22 protein-coding genes are annotated in these 17,047 nt (G+C 62.4%); 9 read left to right on the top strand and 13 right to left on the bottom strand.

What is annotated here, in order from left to right:
- On the bottom strand, nucleotides 1–732 hold the full coding sequence (locus SRB521_RS14360) for an ABC transporter ATP-binding protein (RefSeq protein WP_058118506.1): 732 nt from the start codon (nucleotides 730–732) through the stop codon (nucleotides 1–3).
- 159 nt (nucleotides 733–891) lie between these two features.
- On the opposite strand from SRB521_RS14360, the gene SRB521_RS14355 reads away from it, so the two are divergent.
- On the top strand, nucleotides 892–1,587 hold the full coding sequence (locus SRB521_RS14355; RefSeq protein ID WP_058118505.1) for a ferritin family protein: 696 nt from the start codon (nucleotides 892–894) through the stop codon (nucleotides 1,585–1,587).
- A 50-nt stretch (nucleotides 1,588–1,637) separates the two neighbouring features.
- On the opposite strand, the gene SRB521_RS16255 is transcribed toward SRB521_RS14355, so the two are convergent.
- Nucleotides 1,638–1,802, bottom strand: coding sequence for a hypothetical protein (locus tag SRB521_RS16255; RefSeq protein WP_165366651.1), 165 nt, complete (start codon nucleotides 1,800–1,802; stop codon nucleotides 1,638–1,640).
- A 97-nt stretch (nucleotides 1,803–1,899) separates the two neighbouring features.
- Here SRB521_RS16255 and SRB521_RS14350 point away from each other — a divergent pair, with 97 nt between their 5' ends.
- Complete coding sequence (locus SRB521_RS14350; RefSeq protein WP_338068283.1) at nucleotides 1,900–2,076, top strand: ribbon-helix-helix domain-containing protein; 177 nt, start codon at nucleotides 1,900–1,902, stop codon at nucleotides 2,074–2,076.
- A 29-nt stretch (nucleotides 2,077–2,105) separates the two neighbouring features.
- Here the strand turns inward: SRB521_RS14350 and SRB521_RS14345 are convergent, their stop codons facing one another.
- From SRB521_RS14345 to SRB521_RS14295, 11 genes are all read right to left on the bottom strand, one after another.
- Nucleotides 2,106–2,819 carry a V-type ATP synthase subunit D gene (locus SRB521_RS14345; RefSeq protein WP_033116924.1) on the bottom strand — a complete coding sequence of 238 codons (714 nt, stop codon included), beginning with the start codon at nucleotides 2,817–2,819 and terminating at the stop codon, nucleotides 2,106–2,108.
- 3 nt (nucleotides 2,820–2,822) lie between these two features.
- Nucleotides 2,823–4,205, bottom strand: a complete 1,383-nt coding sequence (locus SRB521_RS14340) for a V-type ATP synthase subunit B (protein ID WP_033116923.1) — start codon at nucleotides 4,203–4,205, stop codon at nucleotides 2,823–2,825.
- Nucleotides 4,202–5,980 carry a V-type ATP synthase subunit A gene (locus tag SRB521_RS14335; protein ID WP_075704658.1) on the bottom strand — a complete coding sequence of 593 codons (1,779 nt, stop codon included), beginning with the start codon at nucleotides 5,978–5,980 and terminating at the stop codon, nucleotides 4,202–4,204. The genes SRB521_RS14340 and SRB521_RS14335 overlap by 4 nt, the downstream gene beginning before the upstream one ends.
- A 48-nt stretch (nucleotides 5,981–6,028) precedes the next feature.
- Entirely contained in the window at nucleotides 6,029–6,349 is a 321-nt protein-coding gene (locus tag SRB521_RS14330) for a V-type ATP synthase subunit F (RefSeq protein ID WP_033116921.1), read from the bottom strand.
- Nucleotides 6,342–7,343 (bottom strand): V-type ATPase subunit, encoded by a 1,002-nt coding sequence (locus SRB521_RS14325; protein ID WP_116722351.1) that lies wholly within the window; start codon nucleotides 7,341–7,343, stop codon nucleotides 6,342–6,344. Before SRB521_RS14325 ends, SRB521_RS14330 begins: the two co-directional genes overlap by 8 nt.
- A gap of 32 nt (nucleotides 7,344–7,375) precedes the next feature.
- Nucleotides 7,376–8,062: a V-type ATP synthase subunit E gene (locus SRB521_RS14320; RefSeq protein WP_058118502.1), complete on the bottom strand. Its 687-nt coding sequence runs from the start codon at nucleotides 8,060–8,062 to the stop codon at nucleotides 7,376–7,378.
- 43 nt (nucleotides 8,063–8,105) lie between these two features.
- Nucleotides 8,106–8,594 carry a V-type ATP synthase subunit K gene (locus tag SRB521_RS14315; RefSeq protein WP_033116918.1) on the bottom strand — a complete coding sequence of 163 codons (489 nt, stop codon included), beginning with the start codon at nucleotides 8,592–8,594 and terminating at the stop codon, nucleotides 8,106–8,108.
- Nucleotide 8,595: 1 nt separating this feature from the next.
- On the bottom strand, nucleotides 8,596–10,551 hold the full coding sequence (locus SRB521_RS14310; protein WP_116722352.1) for a V-type ATP synthase subunit I: 1,956 nt from the start codon (nucleotides 10,549–10,551) through the stop codon (nucleotides 8,596–8,598).
- The gene (locus SRB521_RS14305; RefSeq protein WP_116722353.1) at nucleotides 10,551–10,865 is read right to left on the bottom strand and encodes a hypothetical protein; all 315 of its coding nucleotides are present in this window, start codon (nucleotides 10,863–10,865) and stop codon (nucleotides 10,551–10,553) included. Before SRB521_RS14305 ends, SRB521_RS14310 begins: the two co-directional genes overlap by 1 nt.
- A gap of 318 nt (nucleotides 10,866–11,183) precedes the next feature.
- Nucleotides 11,184–12,251, bottom strand: coding sequence for a putative glycoside hydrolase (locus SRB521_RS14300; RefSeq protein WP_075704655.1), 1,068 nt, complete (start codon nucleotides 12,249–12,251; stop codon nucleotides 11,184–11,186).
- A 138-nt stretch (nucleotides 12,252–12,389) separates the two neighbouring features.
- Entirely contained in the window at nucleotides 12,390–12,836 is a 447-nt protein-coding gene (locus SRB521_RS14295; protein ID WP_075704654.1) for a MarR family winged helix-turn-helix transcriptional regulator, read from the bottom strand.
- A gap of 491 nt (nucleotides 12,837–13,327) precedes the next feature.
- Here SRB521_RS14295 and rpsJ point away from each other — a divergent pair, with 491 nt between their 5' ends.
- From rpsJ to rplV, 7 genes are all read left to right on the top strand, one after another.
- Nucleotides 13,328–13,642 (top strand): 30S ribosomal protein S10, encoded by a 315-nt coding sequence (gene rpsJ / locus SRB521_RS14290; RefSeq protein WP_033116914.1) that lies wholly within the window; start codon nucleotides 13,328–13,330, stop codon nucleotides 13,640–13,642.
- A gap of 250 nt (nucleotides 13,643–13,892) precedes the next feature.
- Nucleotides 13,893–14,618 (top strand): 50S ribosomal protein L3, encoded by a 726-nt coding sequence (rplC, locus tag SRB521_RS14285; protein WP_116722354.1) that lies wholly within the window; start codon nucleotides 13,893–13,895, stop codon nucleotides 14,616–14,618.
- 17 nt (nucleotides 14,619–14,635) lie between these two features.
- Nucleotides 14,636–15,256 carry a 50S ribosomal protein L4 gene (rplD, locus tag SRB521_RS14280; protein ID WP_033116912.1) on the top strand — a complete coding sequence of 207 codons (621 nt, stop codon included), beginning with the start codon at nucleotides 14,636–14,638 and terminating at the stop codon, nucleotides 15,254–15,256.
- The gene (rplW, locus tag SRB521_RS14275) at nucleotides 15,256–15,546 is read left to right on the top strand and encodes a 50S ribosomal protein L23 (RefSeq protein ID WP_033116911.1); all 291 of its coding nucleotides are present in this window, start codon (nucleotides 15,256–15,258) and stop codon (nucleotides 15,544–15,546) included. The genes rplD and rplW overlap by 1 nt, the downstream gene beginning before the upstream one ends.
- A gap of 17 nt (nucleotides 15,547–15,563) precedes the next feature.
- Nucleotides 15,564–16,400 (top strand): 50S ribosomal protein L2, encoded by an 837-nt coding sequence (gene rplB / locus SRB521_RS14270; protein ID WP_033116910.1) that lies wholly within the window; start codon nucleotides 15,564–15,566, stop codon nucleotides 16,398–16,400.
- 18 nt (nucleotides 16,401–16,418) lie between these two features.
- The gene (gene rpsS, locus SRB521_RS14265) at nucleotides 16,419–16,691 is read left to right on the top strand and encodes a 30S ribosomal protein S19 (RefSeq protein WP_033116909.1); all 273 of its coding nucleotides are present in this window, start codon (nucleotides 16,419–16,421) and stop codon (nucleotides 16,689–16,691) included.
- 15 nt (nucleotides 16,692–16,706) lie between these two features.
- Entirely contained in the window at nucleotides 16,707–17,039 is a 333-nt protein-coding gene (gene rplV / locus SRB521_RS14260; protein WP_033116908.1) for a 50S ribosomal protein L22, read from the top strand.
- Nucleotides 17,040–17,047 lie beyond the last annotated feature (8 nt).

The raw sequence follows: 17,047 nt of genomic DNA, 5'->3' as shown, positions 1-17,047 counted from the left end.
TTACGCCTCCTTCATATAGCTGCACCCGGACACGGTGTTGGCCAGGATCTGAGGAAAGATCTCCTCCTTGGGGCCATGCTGGGTGATGACGCCGCCGGAGACCATCACGATCTCGTCGGCCAGATCGATGATGCGCTCCTGATGGGAGATGACCACCAGGGTGGCGCTCTTCTCGTCATGGAGCTGGCGGAAGGTCTCGGTCAGACGGGAGAAGGACCACAGGTCGATGCCGGCCTCCGGCTCGTCAAAGATCATCAGCCCCGCGGACCGGGCCAGGATGGTGGCGATCTCTATGCGTTTGACCTCGCCGCCGGAGAGGGAGGCGTCCACCTCGCGGTCGATATAGTCGTTGGCGCACAGGCCCACCCGGGTGAGGTACTGGCACTCCTCCTCGTGGGAGAGGTCCTGGCGGCCGGAGGCGAGCTCCAGCAGATCCCGGACCCGCAGGCCCTTGAACCGGGGGGGCTGCTGGAAGCCGTAGCTGATGCCCTTCCGGGCGCGGTCGGTGATGGAAAGGCCGGTGATATCCTCGCCGTTCCAGAGGATGGAGCCGGAGGTGGGCTTCACCAGCCCCATAATGGCCTTCGCCAGCGTGGTCTTGCCGCCGCCGTTGGGGCCGGTGACGACCACGAATTTGTGATCCGCGATGGTAAGGGAGACGTCGTTGAGGATGCCGAGCTCCCCGCCGGATTCGTCGGACACCTGATAGGATAAATGCCTGATTTCCAGCATGTTAAGGACTCCTTTTGTTTCTATGTCGCATCTTGACTTTTTATTCTACCATAATTCCGATTGATTAACAAGAATTTCTTTTCCTCCCCGGCCCGTGCCGGTTTGGCCGCTTCTGCATAGTATGGACTGAATCACTGGATTTATAGGAGGCAGTTTCATATGGAACAGAATCAGATGCCACAGCCGGGCCCGGGACTCTGCGGCAGCGACCGCGAGATCTTCGAGCGGGTGTGGGGGCGCGTGACGCGCTCGGGCGGGGCGGAGAGCCCCATCGAGCCCGTTCCGGCGGCGGAATGGCCGCACGCCCCCCAGTACATACAGGGGTATATGCCCCAGGTCACGGCTCCCGAGCCGGCCCCTGTGCCGGCGATGCCGGCTCCGGTCCAGCCGGAGCCCTCTCCCGCCCCGGAGCCCAGGCGGGCGGAGGCCGCCGATATCCGCTGTCTGGGCCCCTCCTCCGCCGTCCACGGCGCGGAGCTCCAGGCCTTCATTGAGGATGAGCTGGGAGACCACAGGACCTATACCGCGCTGTCCCGGCGGACCGCCGGGCAGGCCTCCCGGACCTTCGCCTCCATGGCGGCGGATGAGAAGCGCCACGCCAAGCGGCTCTCTGCGGCCTATTTTCTCATCTCAGGCGTGCGCTACTGGCCGGCGGACCGGGCCCCTGTGCGGCTGGAGGGGACCTATCTGAGCACCCTGCGCAGCCGCTTTTTGGGAGAACAGAAGGGGGAGGCGGAGTACCGCGCCGCCGCCGGACGGACCGAGGACCCCTGCCTGCGGGAGCTGTACCTGGAGCTGGCGGAGGACGAAAACGCCCACGGCTGGATGCTGCGTGGGATGCTGGAGAAAATGTAAAGCCGTGCCCGCTGCAACCCGAGGGTTGCAGCGGGCACAGTTTTGGGGCCTCACTTTTTCAGGAGATAGCGGTGGCAGGCGGGGGTCTCCACCTTCTTGTCCCGGCAGCGGGGGTCCGTGCAGTGCCCCACGGACAGCGGGCGGAAGGTCTGTCCGAACTTGTAGTAGTGTTGGATAAAGTGTTTGCAGGTCTCGCAGGTTTTTGTGTTTTCCATCTATATCACCTCTGTACTTAGTATATACCATGTATGTACCACTTGTTGAAAAAAGTTGCATATGATATAGTGCATACATGGTGTATAGGGGGGTAATATGATGGGTGAAGCACAACTGGTAAATCGGACGAAGTTTATCTCATCCTTGAAAAATGAACTGGTTCCACAATTTAACCAGCTCTCTGCTGAGACGCGGGTCCCCAAATCCCGGCTCCTGGATGAGGCCATTGAGGACCTGCTCAAAAAATATGAGAAGAGGAGGGCGCTCTATTGAGCGCCCTCCTCTTTTGGCGTGTTCTATCATTATATCTCCTGGGGACCTTCGCCTGAGCCGCCGAAGGTCCTGATGGCCCTGGCGTCTTCGGCTCTCTTCTCCTCGATGGCGTCTTTGAGGAGCATATCCTTGACCTTCATGAGGCGGATGGTAGAGGCGCGCTCATTTTCATCCAGCTTCATGGAGATATATTTGATGCTCTCTTCCATCTGGGGGATCTTGACGTATTCCAGGGCGTTGACCCGGCGGCGGGTCTTTTCGATCTCCTCTGCCAGGAGCTGGGAGGTCTTTTCCATCTCAGCCAGGCGCAGCATATCCTGGAACACGCCCGAGAGGGCGTCCACCGCGTCGTCCAGAGCGCCGGAGGTGGCGGCAAAGCCGTAGGGGTACACGTCCCCCGCCTCGGCGTTCTTGGTCTTGAAGTGGTACTCCGGCACGTTGACCGACATGACGTTCTGGAAGTCCATGGTCAGCTCCACAGACTGCTTGGGGTACATGAGGGACTGCTCCAGCATCTCGGTGGACATCAGGGCCGAGGCCACGGTAAAGGAGCCGTGGGCCTGCATCAGGGCCTCCTCCACCCGCCTCCGGAGGGCGCGGTTTTCCCGGACCACATCCAGAAACTGCTTCATCAGCTCGTCCCGCTTATCCTTCAGGAGCTTGTGGCCCCGGCGGGCCGTCTTCAGCCGCCCCTTGAGGCGGGTGAGCTCCATTCGGGTGGGATTCACAGTGGTCGCAGGCATGCGTTATCCCTCCTTTTTCGGGAGGTACTTTTCAATGAACTCCGGCTTGATCCGCTTGAGCTCGGAGGCGGGCAGGATGGACAGAAGGTCCCAGCCCAGGTCCAGGGTCTCGGTGATGGAGCGGTTCTCGTCGGTGCCCTGGTTCACATACCGCTTTTCGAACTCATCGGCGAACTTGGCGTACAGGAGATCGGTGGGGGAGAGAGCCGCCTCGCCCAGGATGGACATCAGCTCCTTGTTCTCTTTGCCGGTGGCATAGGCGGCGAAGAGCTGGTTCATGGTCCCGGCGTGGTCCTCGCGGGTCCGCCCCACGCCGATGCCCTTGTCCTTCAGACGGGACAGGGAGGGCAGCACGTCCACAGGGGGATTGATGCCCTTGCGGTAGAGCTCGCGGGAGAGGATGATCTGGCCCTCGGTGATATAGCCGGTGAGGTCGGGGATGGGGTGGGTCTTGTCGTCCTCGGGCATGGTGAGGATGGGGATGAGGGTGATGGAGCCGGGCTTGCCCAACTGACGACCGGCCCGCTCGTAGATGGTGGCCAGGTTGGTATAGAGGTAGCCGGGATAGCCGCGGCGGCCCGGGACCTCCTTCTTGGCCGCGGACACCTCCCGGAGGGCCTCGGCATAGTTGGTGATGTCGGTAAGGATGACCAGCACGTGCATGCCCTTCTCAAAGGCCAGATACTCGGCGGCGGTCAGGGCCATGCGGGGGGTAGCGATACGCTCCACGGCCGGGTCGTTGGCCAGGTTGGTGAAGAGCACGGTGCGGTCGATGGCCCCGGTGCGGCGGAAGTCCTGGATAAAGAAGTCGGCCTCCTCGAAGGTGATGCCGATGGCGGCAAAGACCACGGCGAAATTGCCCGCGTCGTCCCCCAGCACCTTGGCCTGGCGGGCGATCTGGGCGGCCAGATTGGCGTGGGGCAGGCCGGAGCCGGAAAAGATGGGCAGCTTCTGGCCGCGGACCAGGGTGTTCAGGCCGTCGATGGTGGAGATACCCGTCTGAATGAACTCATTGGGGTAGTCCCGGGCGGCGGGGTTCATGGGCAGGCCGTTGATGTCCCGGAACTCCTCGGCCAGGATGGCGGGGCCGCCGTCGATGGGCTGGCCCATGCCGTTAAAGACCCGGCCCAGCATGTCGCCGGATACGCCGAGCTGCAGCGGATGGCCCAGGAAGCGGATCTTGGACTCGGCCAGATTGATGCCGGCGGAGGGCTCGAAAAGCTGGACCACGGCGGTATCGCCGTTGACCTCCAGCACCTGGCAGCGGCGGACGGAGCCGTCGGGCAGCTCGATCTCGCCCAGCTCGTCGTAGGCGACGCCCTGGACCTGCTTGACCAGCATCAGGGGTCCGTTGACCTCCTGAATGGTGCGGTATTCACGAATCATTCCTCAGCACCTCCCTTGGCAACCGCCGCGTCGATCTGCTCGGCCATCTCCTGCTCCATGGCGGCATAGACGGCGGGATAGTCGGCGTCGGGCACGCTCTTGGCGCGGCCCATCCGCTCCCGGAAGGGGATGGCGAAGAGGTCGGTCACCGGGGCGCCCTTTACAATGGCGGCGCGGCAGAGCTTGTCGTACTCCAGGATCATGCCCAGCATCTTGTCCTGGCGGTCATAGCTGGAGTACCAGTCCACCTCCATGAAGCCGTTCTGCTGGAGGAAATCCTCCCGCAGCATTTTTGCGGTCTCCAGGGTGAGCTGGTCGGCGGCGGACAGGGAGTCCTTGCCCACCAGCTGGACGATCTCGTTGAGGCTGGCCTCCTCCTGGAGGATGCTCATGGCCTTGTCGCGGTTGACCATGAACTGGGGCCCCAGATTCTCGTCGTACCAGGGCTTGAGGGAGTCGAGGTACAGGGAATAGGAGTTGAGCCAGTTGATGGCGGGGAAGTGACGGCGGTAGGCCAGCGAGGCGTCCAAAGCCCAGAACACCTTGACGATGCGCATGGTGGCCTGGCTGACGGGCTCGGAGAGGTCGCCGCCCGGGGGAGAGACCGCGCCCACGGCGGTCAGGCTGCCGCGGCGGTCTCCCTGGGAGGTGATGCACTCCACCGAACCGGCCCGCTCGTAGAACTGGGCCAGACGGGAGGCGAGGTAGGCGGGGTAGCCCTCCTCGCCGGGCATCTCCTCCAGGCGGCCGGACATCTCGCGCAGGGCCTCGGCCCAGCGGGAGGTGGAGTCGGCGATAACGGCCACGTCGTACCCCATGTCACGGAAATACTCGGCAATGGTGATGCCGGTGTAGATGGACGCCTCACGGGCGGCCACAGGCATATCGGAGGTGTTTGCGATGAGCACGGTCCGCTTCATCAGGGACTCGCCGGTACGGGGGTCCACCAGCTCGGGGAACTCCCGGAGCACGTCGGTCATCTCGTTGCCGCGCTCGCCGCAGCCGATGTAGATGACGATATCCACATCGGACCACTTGGCCAGCTGGTGCTGCATGACGGTCTTGCCGGAGCCGAAGGGCCCGGGGATGGCGGCGGTGCCGCCCTTGGCCACGGGGAACATGGCGTCCACGATGCGCTGGCCGGAGAGAAGGGGCGTCTTGGGGGGATATTTGTGTTTGTAGGGGCGGCCCACACGGACGGGCCATTTCTGCGTCATGGTGAGGGGCACCACGTCCCCCTTGGGGGTGCGCAGGGTGGCCACGGTGTCCAGCACGGTGAAGGAGCCGGACTGGATGGTCTCCAGGGTGCCGCTCATCTTGGGAGGGATCATGATCTTGTGGAGGACGGAGGAGGTCTCCTGGACGGTGCCGATGACGTCGCCGCCCTCCACCTTGTCGCCGGGCTTGGCGGTGGCCTGGAAGTCCCAGTGCTTCTGGCGGTCCAGGGCCGGGACCTCGATGCCGCGGGTAATGGTGGAGCCGGCGATCTTCATGATGCCCTCCAGGGGCCGCTGGATGCCGTCGTAGATATTTTCGATCAGGCCGGGGCCCAGCTCCACCGACAGGGGGGAGCCGGTGGTTTCTACCGCCGCGCCGGGGCCCAGGCCGGAGGTCTCCTCATAGACCTGGATGGAGGCGGAGTCCCCGTTCATGGTGAGGATCTCGCCGATGAGGCGCTGCTCGCCCACGCGGACCACGTCGGCCATGTTGGCGTCCGAAAGTCCCGTGGCGACCACCAGCGGGCCGGAGATTTTTACGATCTTTCCGCTGCTCAAATATATCGACCTTCTTTCGGGTGATTTCGCTGCGATGCGGGCGGGGGATTACAGGATATCCGCGCCTACCGCCCGTTCCACGGATTTTTTCACGTTGGCCATGCCGATGCCCAGACTGCCGCCCTTGCCGGGGATAAGGATGATGGCGGGGGTCAGATTATCCTTGTAGCGGGCGATCTCCGGCTCCAGCCCCTGGGCAAGCTGTTCGGTGAGGTAGATAATGGCGGTGTCGCTCTTGGCCAGGCGGTGGAGGATCTCCCGGGCCGCCTCCACCGTCTCGGCGGGGTAGACGTCCAGCCCCAGGGCCTTGAAGCCCAGGACGCTGGCCTGATCCCCCAGCACGGCGATGCGGTATTTTTCGTTAGACATAGCTCTCACGCAGCCTTTCCCGGATGGTATCCGAATCCAGCCCGGCCAGCCGGCCGGTGAGGATGATGCGGATGGTGGTGAGCTCGTTCTCTTTGGCGTACAGATAGCCGATCAGGGGGTGCTCACCGAAGGCCACCCGCTTTCCCTGGGTGAGATAAGCGGTGAGGGCGTTGTCGCAGAGCCGCTCAAAGTCGGTGAGGGCGCCCCCCTTGACCGCTTCGGCGCCGGAGGCCGCGGCGGCCTCCAGATAGGTGTGGGAAAAGACCTGCGTCAGCTCGCCGCGGCCGGTGACGGCGGCGGTGATGCTGTCCAGACTCACATTCCCACCGGGGATCAGCGCCCGGCGGAGGAAGTCCGCCCCCTTGCCCATCCGCGCGGAGCGGACCGCCGAGCGCAGGTTGGCGCTGTCGATGGACAGCCGGACGTAGCCCAGAAGGAACTGGCTGCGGGCGGCCTCCGCCGCCTGGAGCATCTCCGCATAATAGGCCCGGTCCAGCACAAAGTCCGCGGCCTGCGGGTCGCCGCTGGAGGCCATGGTGTCCTTGGCCTCCGCCACGGCGGCCCGGAAGGTCTCGCTGTACCGACTCAGATCTCCCTTGAGGTAGTCCTCCTGCAGGGCGGCGGCGGGATAGCGGCCGGCGTCCAGGAACAGCCCGTCCGGACGCTGCCCGGTGGCCTCCGCCTTCAGGAGCACCTTGGCGTTGTGGTAGTCGTACTTGATACAGAACACGTCCACGATGCTGGGGTCGGGCACGGAGCGGCGCAGCTCGGTGAACAGCTCCAGCCTGGCCTGATCCAGGGTGTGCTCGATGGAGGCGGGCGTCAGGGAGGCGAACTCCCCGTAACCGCACTCGGACAGGACCTTGGCGGCGTCGTCCACGCTGTGGGCGCCCAGCATCCGCTCCATGCGCTCCCGGGTCAGGAGCCGGTTTTCCATCGCATGGATGCGGGCCGAAATATAGAGATAGTCGTACTCATTGATTTTTTTGGCCAATGGTCACCCTCCTTTCCTTGCGGCGAGAGGCCCTAATCAAAGAGAGTCTTTGCCACTTCCGCGGCCAGGGCGTCCCGCTGGAGGTGGATGAGCACCTCGAAGGAGCAGTTGGTCTCCACGTTGTTGTCCCGGAGGATGAGACCGCCGGCCATGGGACGGGATTCCTCGGCCAGGGTGAGCATGCCGGTCCCTGCCAGCACGGCGGAGGCGCCGGCCACCACCTTGTCCAGAATGGCGCCGGCCTTGGAACCGGTGAGCTCCTCGGGAAGCTTGGGGGCCACCTTCCGGGCCAGGATGTCATTGGCCAGGGTGACGACCTGCTTGCCGAAGCGGGCCCGGTCCTTCTGTGAGAAGATGACAGCCTCATGTCCGGAGCGGCTGCCGGCTGCGGCCAGATTGGCCAGAAGAGAGACATACTCGGCGTCGGGCAGGCTGGTGAGCTTCTCCAGCGCCCGCTGGAAAGCCCTTTCCACCATCTCCTGCTTGGTGCCCAGCGTCAGCTTGCGGGCCTCCAGCCGGGCCATATCCCCCAGCCGCTCTTCCCGCTGGGCGGCGGCCAGAGCGCCCCGCTTCAGGGTGGCCTCGGCCTCGGCCCTGGCCCTGGCCTCATAGTCGGCCAGGATTTCCGCCGCCTGGGCCTGGGCCTGGGCGGTCAGATCGTCGATCTCGCGCTGGACGTCGGCCTCGATCTGACCGGTGATTTTTTCGATACCGTTCATAGGTTACCGCCTTTCCTTCCTGTCTTGTCCCGAAGGACCGCCCTTACAGAGCGTTCATCAGCAGCAGCACGGAGGCCAGCAGAGACAGGATGGCGTAGAACTCCACGATACCGCAGAGGATAATGCCCTTGGCCCAGTCGTCGGGCTTCTTGGCGACCACATTGATGGCGGAGGCGGCCACGCGGCCCTGATAGATGGCGGACAGCCAGCCGCCGATGGCCATGGGGATACAGGAGACGCAGATGGTGAGGCCCTGCGTGACGGAGAGGTCCACGATGCCGCCGGAGAAAGCGCCCATGGTAAACAGGGCGAAGAACCAGATGACCAATCCGTACAGGCCCTGGGTGCCGGGAAGCACCTGGAGGATCAGGCACTTGGAGAAATGCTCAGGGTTCTCACTCAGGACGCCGGTAGCGGCCTCGCCCACCATGCCGGTGCCTTTCGCGGAGCCGACGCAGCACAGGCCCACCGCCAGCGCGGCGCCCAGAAACGCCAGACCAATACCGCCAAATTGAGCAATGAATTCAGCCATGTTAATTTTCCTCCTTGATATCTACATATTTGGTTTGGATCAGCAGGGGCCGGAAGGGCTTGCCGCCCTCCTTGTAGAAACGGTTGAAGAATTCCAGGCACTGGAGCCGCAGGTCATGAACGTAGCAGCCCAGCAGATTCAGCGCGAAGTTGAGCATATTGCCGATGAGGGAGATGATCACGAAGCCGATCACGTTGCCCGTCACCGAGCCCAGCGTGTTGAATACCTGGGCGATGACGCTGCCCGCCAGCATCAGAGCCATCAGACGCGCGTAGGAGAGGATGTCGCTGAAAAAGCCGGTGGCGCCGTTGTAGACCGTCCCGATGAGGGAGGTGATCTTTCCAAAGCCCTTGGCATTCCGGGTCCCGGCGTAGAGCAGCATGACGAGTCCGACGATCAGGACCACGGGATAGCCGCCCACCGAGCCGATGCCCAGCACGGCCAGGGCGATGCCGGCGAGGATGATCCACCAGGTCACCTCGTCCCAAATGGCGTCGGCCACCTGGCCGGCCTGCACCTTGCGCACCACGCTGATGATCATGCCGGTGATGATCTGGATCAGGCCCAGGGCCAGAGAGCCCACCAGAATGGCCAGTGTGTCGTTGAGGGGGGTGAACAGGGCTGGAAGCTCGGTGAGTGTGGTGTTGGGGTTGATGATCTTGGCCAACTGGGGAATAAAGTCGCCCAGGAAGCCGCCGGTCAGCGCGCCCATGATAAAGGTGCTGATGCCGCACAGCAGCAGCAGACCGGCAAAGTCCCGCATACCGCCCTTGGGCCGCATGACGCGGAACATAAAGACGGCGCCCAGGACCATCAAAATGCCGTATGCCATATCCGCCATCATCAGCCCAAAGAAGAAAATGAAGAAGGGGGCCATCAGCGGATTGGGGTCCACGCCGTCATAGGCGGGGAGAACATACATATTGGTGACCATGTTGAGAGGCCGGGTCAGCGCATTGTTCTTGAGCTGGATCGGCACGGAGGGGTATTCCTCTGGCTGGGGATCCGAGGCTTCCCACGCGGTGGGGTACCGGCTCAGGAGCGACTCCAGACGGGGCAGGCTCTCCGCCGGGACCCAGCCCTCCAGAAAGATGGTGGTCTGGGAAGCCAGGAGCCGCCCCTTGACCTCCTCCCGCTGGATGTCCTGGGTCATACGGTCCATGCAGAGCTTCAGGTCCTCCCGGTGGACCACCTCGCCGGAGATGGCGGCCCTGCAGGCCTCCAGCTCCCGGCCCAATTCAGCAAGACGGGCCTCGATCCGGTCGGTGTTGGCCCGGGCGGTGCCCTCCCAGCCCCGCAGAGAGGAGGGAGTGAAACCAAAGCCCTTCAAAAGGTCCAGGGCCTCCTCTTCCGCTTTTCGATGGCAGAGGAGAAGCACATACTGAAATTCCCGGTCGTGCCCGGCCCAAGTGAGCTGGGCCAGCTCCGTGGCAGTGGCCAGCGCCCGCTCCACCGCCTGCCGGTCCGCCGATCCGGGAAAGGCGCCGAAGGTCACGGAGACCTCGCGGGTGGACGGGGTGTTCAGATCCACCTCCAGCTCCAGCCAGGGGGCGAGGGAGGCCTTCTGCGCGGCGAGCTTACTCTGCTCTGCGTAGATGGCGTTGATGCGCGCTTCGTGTCCGGTGATGCGTTCCGCAGCGTCCAAGGCTTCCCGCCGGGCCTGATCGTCAAAGAGCTGCCCTTCGGTGATCTCGGGCCTGGGAGAAAACAGACCGCCCTTGGAGGGTGCATAGCGGTTCAAGAGCTCCAGCGCGGCGCGCAGAGCGTCGGCACGGGCCCTGGTGTCCGCCAGAGCGGTGTCATCCACCCGGATGAAGGCGCTCCAGTCCGGATCCTCCATGCAGTCGGTGGGCTCCCGGACCTGCACGCAGCCCAGATGCTGGAGCTGGCGGAGAAGCTCCTCCCGGTGGGCGGCCATGCAAAACAGCCGCAGGCGTTTCATTTTGACAATGGACATTAGACTCCCACTACCCTTCTGATAATGAGTGCCGCCGCGTCCTCCAGTTTACCTTCCGCCGCTTGGCGCAGGCTGTCGCAGGACCGCCGCGTTTCCTCCATGACGGCTTCCGAGTGTTTCGCCGCGGACTCCTCCGCTTTGGTGAGCATGACCTTGACCTGGACGTCCGCCTCGGCCTTTGCCGCGCTCAGACGCTCTCGGCCCTGACGTTCTGCGTCGGCGATCAGCTTCTTTGCCTGTTCCACCGCCTCCGCCTTACGCGCGCGGGCCTTCTGCTCGGTTTCCGTCACCTTTTGGACTGCTTCCAAAGACATTCCATCACCGCCTTTCCATGTGCTTAAGCACGAACATCTGGATACTGCCCCAGAATACTTACCATGATACACGTTTGGGGCGTCAAAATCAATATACAAACTTGAACCAATGTCTAAATTGGTGGGGCCTATAGAAAAAATTTCAGGAGACCACACAAAAGCTGTCGCTGTGCGGCCTCCTAAAATTGTAATAAGTGGGAAAATAGTATCCAAATACTGACGGAAAAGGAAGAATGAGAACAAAAAATTTTTAGCTCCAACCCCGCCTCAAAATCAGGATGGAGAAAAATGGAGAGAAAATTCGGCGTTTTGACGGGGTCAAGGCCAGAGGCACCAACTGCGGTCTGAAACGCCCGCCTGCGTGTCGATAGATACCAGATTGACCTCGGGCCGGGAGAGGCCGGCTTCGTCCAGCAGTTGGACGCACTGTGTCCAGGCGGCGCCCAGATCCCGGACCCAGATCCGGTCCATGCGCTCTGCCATGCCGGACAGGGTCTGGCCGCTCTCTTCGCTGGTGGCAGCCTCTAGCGTGTCCCGGTCTGTGACTACGGAGAGGACCACTTCCGGGTACTGCTCCTCCAGCCGCTGTACCAGGTCCGTGTAAAAGCCGCGGACGGTGGCGGGGAAGAGGGCGCTGTCATAGGCATCGTTCCTCACGATATAATCCAAGTTTCCGTCCACGGGGTACCCTGCGTTGTCCAGCAGGATCTCGTCAAAACCAAGGCCCGCCAGCTCCAGACAGATATCGATGAGATAGCCCTGGGCGTCGCTGCTGGAGGGGGAGAGCCAGCGATAGCCGCCGTTGTCCCTCCAGTTTCCGGCGGGAGAGCGGACGGCCATGTCGTTGCGCGCCTTGGGCAGGGAATTGTCCCGGAAACAGGACACGCGGGCCACCGTATAGAGCCCGTCAGTCCCGTTGAGGGCCAGAATAGCGGCGTTGAGAGCGGTGTCCTTCGGATTGACGCCTGCCTGATCCGCCAGGGGGAGCTCGGAGCGGTAGTGCAGAAGCCCCTCATCGGTTTTCATATCAAAAAGAGCCGCCTCTGCGCCGGCCTCCGTAAGCCGTGCTGCGGCGCTGCCGTCATAGAGGGCCTCGCCGGGCAGAAAGGCGGCGTGGAGATATGCCGGGGTCTGGATCTCCGGCGTGACCACCACCACGGGAGAGGAGGAGAAGGGGCTGGGTTCGGCGGAAGGTGCGGGCGTCTGCTGGCTCCAAGGCAGGCGGAGCTGCGCCCCATCCGCGGAAACGACCCAATAGGGCTCCAGGAAAAACAGCGCCGCCACGCCCAGAAGCAGGACCACGGCCAGTACAACGGCGGTCGCCTTTAGAAATGTGCGGAGCGGGGAGCGCCCCCGATAGGAGTCGTAGCCGTAATGTTTCCTCATTTTTGGATTCCATCCTTCGTCACAGCGGCACGGAGTGAGGACCGCGCCGGATTCGTCCGTCCGGCGCCCGCCGGGAAAACCGTTTACTATAAAGTAAGTATATCAGATAATGAGGGAAAAATCACATGGAAAACAAACTTACAGCCCAGCGTCCTCCGCCTCCTTGGACAAAAGAGCCTCATCCAGCTTGTGCAAGGCGGAGGTGATGAGGAGTCGGTCCTCCTTCGGCATGGAGCACAGGACGGAGCTGAAGTAGCCGCCCACGTCGGTCTCCGCCTTTTTCCGCAGCGCCCGATAGTTTTCGGTGACGGCGACATAGATCACTCTGCGGTCCTCACCGGAGCGGTCGCGGCGGGCCAGCTCCAACTTCTCCAGGCGGTCCACGATGCCGGAAACGGTGGAATTGGTGCTGCCGGTGCGTTCGGCCAGGGTGCTGATGGGCATGGGACCCTCCTCGCCCAGCACGGTGAGGACCAGGGCCTGGGGGAAAGTGAGCTGCAGCCGGCCAAAATGGACGCGGAACAGCCGGGACATGTGCTGGGAGACCCGAAGATAGGTCATCAGGATATCGTCAGAACCCTTCATCGCCAAAACTCCTTTCCAAGAGAAGAGAGGCTATTTCGTGTATGAACAGAGCATATCGCGTTCTGCGGGGTTCGTCAATTCTCTCGGAGGAAGTTTTACGAAATGTTTATAAATGGAGAGGAGGCGGGGCCCAGGTGAGAAGGGCGAAGAAATCCTTGAAATACACGCGAAAATTGTGTAATTTATGCTTGACATCGGGCCTTGTATGTTATATCATAATCAAGCGCCTGTTTGGGCGCAGTCTGCGATGATGCAGGAGATTGCTCAGAAATGAGGTAACTTCTGCGGAGTATGTCCGTTGATCGGGCGGCTGAGAAATCATGCGCTCGGCGTATATCGCCGGGACTTGAGTGCGACGGCCGGCTACGTTATGTGTGCCGGCCTCCTTCATGCCTCGGAATGATACGCACGGAAGAGTGTATAAAAGATTTCTCACCGTACGGAGCGGCAGACGTCACAAACCACTTCGTATGTTTTAAGGAGGAACAACCATGGCAGCTCAGAAGGAAATGATCCGCATCCGTCTCAAGGCGTACGACCACCAGCTGATCGACCAGAGTGCCGAGAAGATCGTGGAGACCGCCAAACGCACCGGCGCCACCGTGTCCGGCCCCGTGCCCCTGCCCACTAAGAAGGAGGTCGTTACCATCCTGCGCGCCGTACACAAGTACAAGGACTCCCGTGAGCAGTTCGAGCGCCGCACCCATAAACGCCTCATCGACGTCATCAAGCCCTCTCCCAAGACGGTGGAGGCCCTGATGGCCCTGGAGCTTCCCGCCGGCGTTGAGATCGAAATCAAACTGTAAGCCAAGTGCGCCGCACATCTCCCGTCCTGCCAGATCAAAGCCCGGCGAAGCGGGTTTGATTCGGAGACGAGGAACAAGGTAGCGCAGCGCGGTTTTTGCCGCAGGCGAAAACGGAGCAAAGCGGACTTTGTAACGAAGTCAGTACCGCAGTCCATCGCGTTTTTGAGATGGACGGGTCAAGTCGCGAGAGCAATGCCAGCCTGATGGGCACCTCTCCCGACCAATAACCTTATTTTAAGGAGGAAGTCACATGGAAAAGGCGATCATCGGCAAGAAAGTGGGCATGTCCCAGATCTTCGATGAAGCCGGCCACATCATCCCGGTCACGGTCATCGAGGCCGGCCCCTGCACCGTGGTCCAGAAGAAGACCACGGAAAAGGACGGCTATGAGGCGGTCCAGCTGGGCTATGAAGATGTTGCCGAAAAGAAACTCACCAAGCCTGAGTTGGGCCACCTGAAGAAGACTGGCGAGGCCCGGAAGAAGGTCCTCAAGGAGTTCAAGCTCAACGGCGCCGCCGACCTGAACGTGGGCGACGAGATCAAGGTGGATACCTTTGCCGAGGGTGACCGCGTAGACGTCACCGGCGTCAGCAAGGGTAAGGGGTATGCCGGCGTCATCAAGCGCTGGGGCGCCCAGCGCACCCCCACCAGCCACGGCGGCGGCCCTGTGCACCGCCATGCTGGTTCTATGGGCTCCAGCACCGATCCCTCCCGCATCTTCAAGGGCAAGATCGGTGCCGGCCACATGGGAGACGAGCAGGTCACCGTCCTGAATCTGGACGTGGTCAAGGTCGACCCTGAGCTGGGCATCATTGCCGTGCGGGGCGCCGTTCCCGGCCCCAAGGGCGGCGTTGTGTATCTGCGCAACAGCGTGATCAACGTCAAGGAGAAGGGCGCCGCGGCCAACGCCAGCCTCAACCCGCAGAAGGCTTCCGCCCGCGTCAATCCCCAGAAGGCTTCCGCCCGTAACAAGTAAGAAAGGAGAGAAACCAAATGCCTAAGGCAACTGTTGTGAACATGTCCGGCACCAAGGTCGGTGAAGTGGAGCTCTCCGAAGCTGTGTTCGGGATCGAGCCCAACGAGGACGTCGTCCACGCCGTCGTGAAGAACCACCTGGCCAACTGCCGCCAGGGCACCCAGTCCGCCCTCACCCGCGCCGAGGTCTCCGGCGGCGGCATCAAGCCCTACCGCCAGAAGGGGACCGGCCGTGCCCGTCAGGGCTCCACCCGGGCTCCCCAGTGGACCCACGGCGGCATCGTGTTCGCCCCCAAGCCCCGCTCCTATCGCTACACCCTCAACAAGAAGGTGAAGCGTCTGGCCCTCAAGTCCGTCCTCTCCGCCAAGGCCGCTGAGGGCAACGTGATCGTGGTGGATGAGCTGAACGTCCCCGAGATCAAGACCAAGACCATGCAGAGCTTCCTCACCGCCGTGAACGCCGGCAAGGCCGTGCTGGTCACCCCTGAGGTCAACATGAACGTGGTGAAGTCCGCCCGGAACATCCCCGGCGTGAGCGCCACCACCGCAAAGCTCATCAATGTCTATGACATTCTCAACGCCAAGCAGCTCATCGTCGACAAGGCTGCGCTGGCCGTCATCGAGGAGGTGTTTGCGTAATGACAAAGGCTTATGACATCATTAAGCGCCCCATCATCACCGAGAAGTCTATGTCGATGACCGAGGACAAGCGCTACACCTTTGAGGTCGCCAAGGACGCCAACAAGATCGAGATCGCCAAGGCGGTGGAGGAGATCTTTGGCGTGAAGGTGGCCAAGGTCAATACTCTGAACATGTATGGCAAGGAGAAGCGCACCGGACGGTTCCCCGCCGGTCGCCGCCCCTCCTGGAAGAAGGCCATGGTCACCCTGACCGAGGACTCCAAGGCCATCGAGTTCTTTGAGGCGTAAGGAGGAGAAGAGAGACAATGGCTATCAAGACTTATAAGCCCACGACGCCCTCCCGCCGCCACATGACCGTGTCGGCCTTCGAGGGCATCGATAAGAAGGCCAAGCCTGAGCGCAGCCTGACCGAGAACCTGAAGAAGAACGCCGGGCGCAACAGCTACGGCCGCATTACCGTCCGCCATCGCGGCGGCGGCAACAAGAAGAAATACCGCATCATCGACTTCAAACGCCAGAAGGATGGCGTGGAGGCCACCGTGCTTCGCCTGGAGTACGATCCCAACCGCTCCGCCAACATTGCCCTCATCCAGTATACCGACGGAGAGAAGGCCTATATCCTGGCCCCTGTCGGCCTGAAGCCCGGCCACAAGATCGTCTCCGGCCCCGAGGCCGACATTCTCCCCGGCAACTGCCTGCCCATCGCCAACATTCCTGTGGGCGAGCTCATCCACAACATCGAGCTCTATCCCGGCAAGGGCGCCCAGTTGGTCCGCTCCGCCGGCGTGGCCGGTCAGCTCATGGCCAAGGAGAACGGCATGGCTCAGGTCCGCCTCCCTTCCGGCGAGGTCCGTTATGTGCGTGAGGAGTGCAAGGCCTGCATCGGCCAGGTCGGCAACACTGATCACGGCAACATTCAGATCGGCAAGGCCGGCCGCAAGCGCCACATGGGCTGGCGGCCCACCGTCCGCGGCAGCGTCATGAACCCCAACGACCACCCCCACGGCGGCGGCGAGGGCAAGAGCCCTGTGGGCCGTCCCGGGCCTGTCACCCCCTGGGGTAAGCCGGCCATGGGCTACAAGACCCGCAAGAAGAAGAGCCGCACCGAGCAGTTCATCGTCAAGCACCGGAATTCCAAGTAAGTAAGGAGGCAGTGAAACATGTCCAGAAGCGTTAAGAAAGGCCCGTTTTGCGCCCCCGAGCTGCTCAAGCGGGTTGACGAAATGAATAAGACCGGAGATAAGAAGGTCCTGAAGACCTGGAGCCGCGCCTCCACCATCTTCCCCTCCTTCGTCGGTCACACCTTTGCCGTCCATGACGGCCGCAAGCACGTTCCCGTCTATGTGACCGAGGATATGGTCGGCCACAAGCTGGGCGAGTTCGCCCCCACCCGCACCTTTAAGGGCCACGCGGGCGCCAAGTCCGGCAAGTAAGGAGGAGAGAGAAGAATGGAAGCGAAAGCACATCTGAGATACGTCCGGATCTCTCCCCGAAAGATCCAGATCGTCTGTGATCTCATCCGCGGGAAGAGCGTGGCCCAGGCCACCGCGATCCTGATGAATACCCCCAAGGCCGCCTCCGAGCCTCTGCTCAAGCTCCTCAAGAGCGCCGCGGCCAACGCCGAGAACAACCACGGGATGGACCCCGAGAAGCTCTACGTCTCCGAGACCTTCGCCACCCCCGGCCCCATCATCAAGCGCATGATGCCCCGGGCCCAGGGCCGCGGCTACCGGATCAACAAGCGAACTTCTCACGTCACCATCGCTGTGGCAGAACGCTAAGGGAGGAG

The organism is Intestinimonas butyriciproducens, from assembly GCF_004154955.1.
Taxonomy (GTDB): Bacteria; Bacillota; Clostridia; order Oscillospirales; family Oscillospiraceae; genus Intestinimonas; species Intestinimonas butyriciproducens.
This window is presented reverse-complemented; position numbering and strand designations above follow the sequence as displayed.

Bases quoted from the DNA above. Each gene is read 5' to 3' on its own strand.
- SRB521_RS14300 (WP_075704655.1), bottom strand. From the start codon at position 12,251: ATGAGGAAACATTACGGCTACGACTCCTATCGGGGGCGCTCCCCGCTC.
- rplW (WP_033116911.1), top strand. From the start codon at position 15,256: ATGACAAAGGCTTATGACATCATTAAGCGCCCCATCATCACCGAGAAG.
- SRB521_RS14350 (WP_338068283.1), top strand. From the start codon at position 1,900: ATGATGGGTGAAGCACAACTGGTAAATCGGACGAAGTTTATCTCATCC.
- SRB521_RS14310 (WP_116722352.1), bottom strand. From the start codon at position 10,551: ATGTCCATTGTCAAAATGAAACGCCTGCGGCTGTTTTGCATGGCCGCC.
- SRB521_RS14305 (WP_116722353.1), bottom strand. From the start codon at position 10,865: ATGTCTTTGGAAGCAGTCCAAAAGGTGACGGAAACCGAGCAGAAGGCC.
- rplV (WP_033116908.1), top strand. From the start codon at position 16,707: ATGGAAGCGAAAGCACATCTGAGATACGTCCGGATCTCTCCCCGAAAG.
- SRB521_RS14355 (WP_058118505.1), top strand. From the start codon at position 892: ATGGAACAGAATCAGATGCCACAGCCGGGCCCGGGACTCTGCGGCAGC.
- rplC (WP_116722354.1), top strand. From the start codon at position 13,893: ATGGAAAAGGCGATCATCGGCAAGAAAGTGGGCATGTCCCAGATCTTC.
- SRB521_RS14295 (WP_075704654.1), bottom strand. From the start codon at position 12,836: ATGAAGGGTTCTGACGATATCCTGATGACCTATCTTCGGGTCTCCCAG.
- SRB521_RS14340 (WP_033116923.1), bottom strand. From the start codon at position 4,205: ATGATTCGTGAATACCGCACCATTCAGGAGGTCAACGGACCCCTGATG.
- SRB521_RS14345 (WP_033116924.1), bottom strand. From the start codon at position 2,819: ATGCCTGCGACCACTGTGAATCCCACCCGAATGGAGCTCACCCGCCTC.
- rplB (WP_033116910.1), top strand. From the start codon at position 15,564: ATGGCTATCAAGACTTATAAGCCCACGACGCCCTCCCGCCGCCACATG.
- SRB521_RS14360 (WP_058118506.1), bottom strand. From the start codon at position 732: ATGCTGGAAATCAGGCATTTATCCTATCAGGTGTCCGACGAATCCGGC.
- SRB521_RS14320 (WP_058118502.1), bottom strand. From the start codon at position 8,062: ATGAACGGTATCGAAAAAATCACCGGTCAGATCGAGGCCGACGTCCAG.
- rpsJ (WP_033116914.1), top strand. From the start codon at position 13,328: ATGGCAGCTCAGAAGGAAATGATCCGCATCCGTCTCAAGGCGTACGAC.
- rplD (WP_033116912.1), top strand. From the start codon at position 14,636: ATGCCTAAGGCAACTGTTGTGAACATGTCCGGCACCAAGGTCGGTGAA.
- SRB521_RS16255 (WP_165366651.1), bottom strand. From the start codon at position 1,802: ATGGAAAACACAAAAACCTGCGAGACCTGCAAACACTTTATCCAACAC.
- SRB521_RS14315 (WP_033116918.1), bottom strand. From the start codon at position 8,594: ATGGCTGAATTCATTGCTCAATTTGGCGGTATTGGTCTGGCGTTTCTG.
- rpsS (WP_033116909.1), top strand. From the start codon at position 16,419: ATGTCCAGAAGCGTTAAGAAAGGCCCGTTTTGCGCCCCCGAGCTGCTC.
- SRB521_RS14330 (WP_033116921.1), bottom strand. From the start codon at position 6,349: ATGTCTAACGAAAAATACCGCATCGCCGTGCTGGGGGATCAGGCCAGC.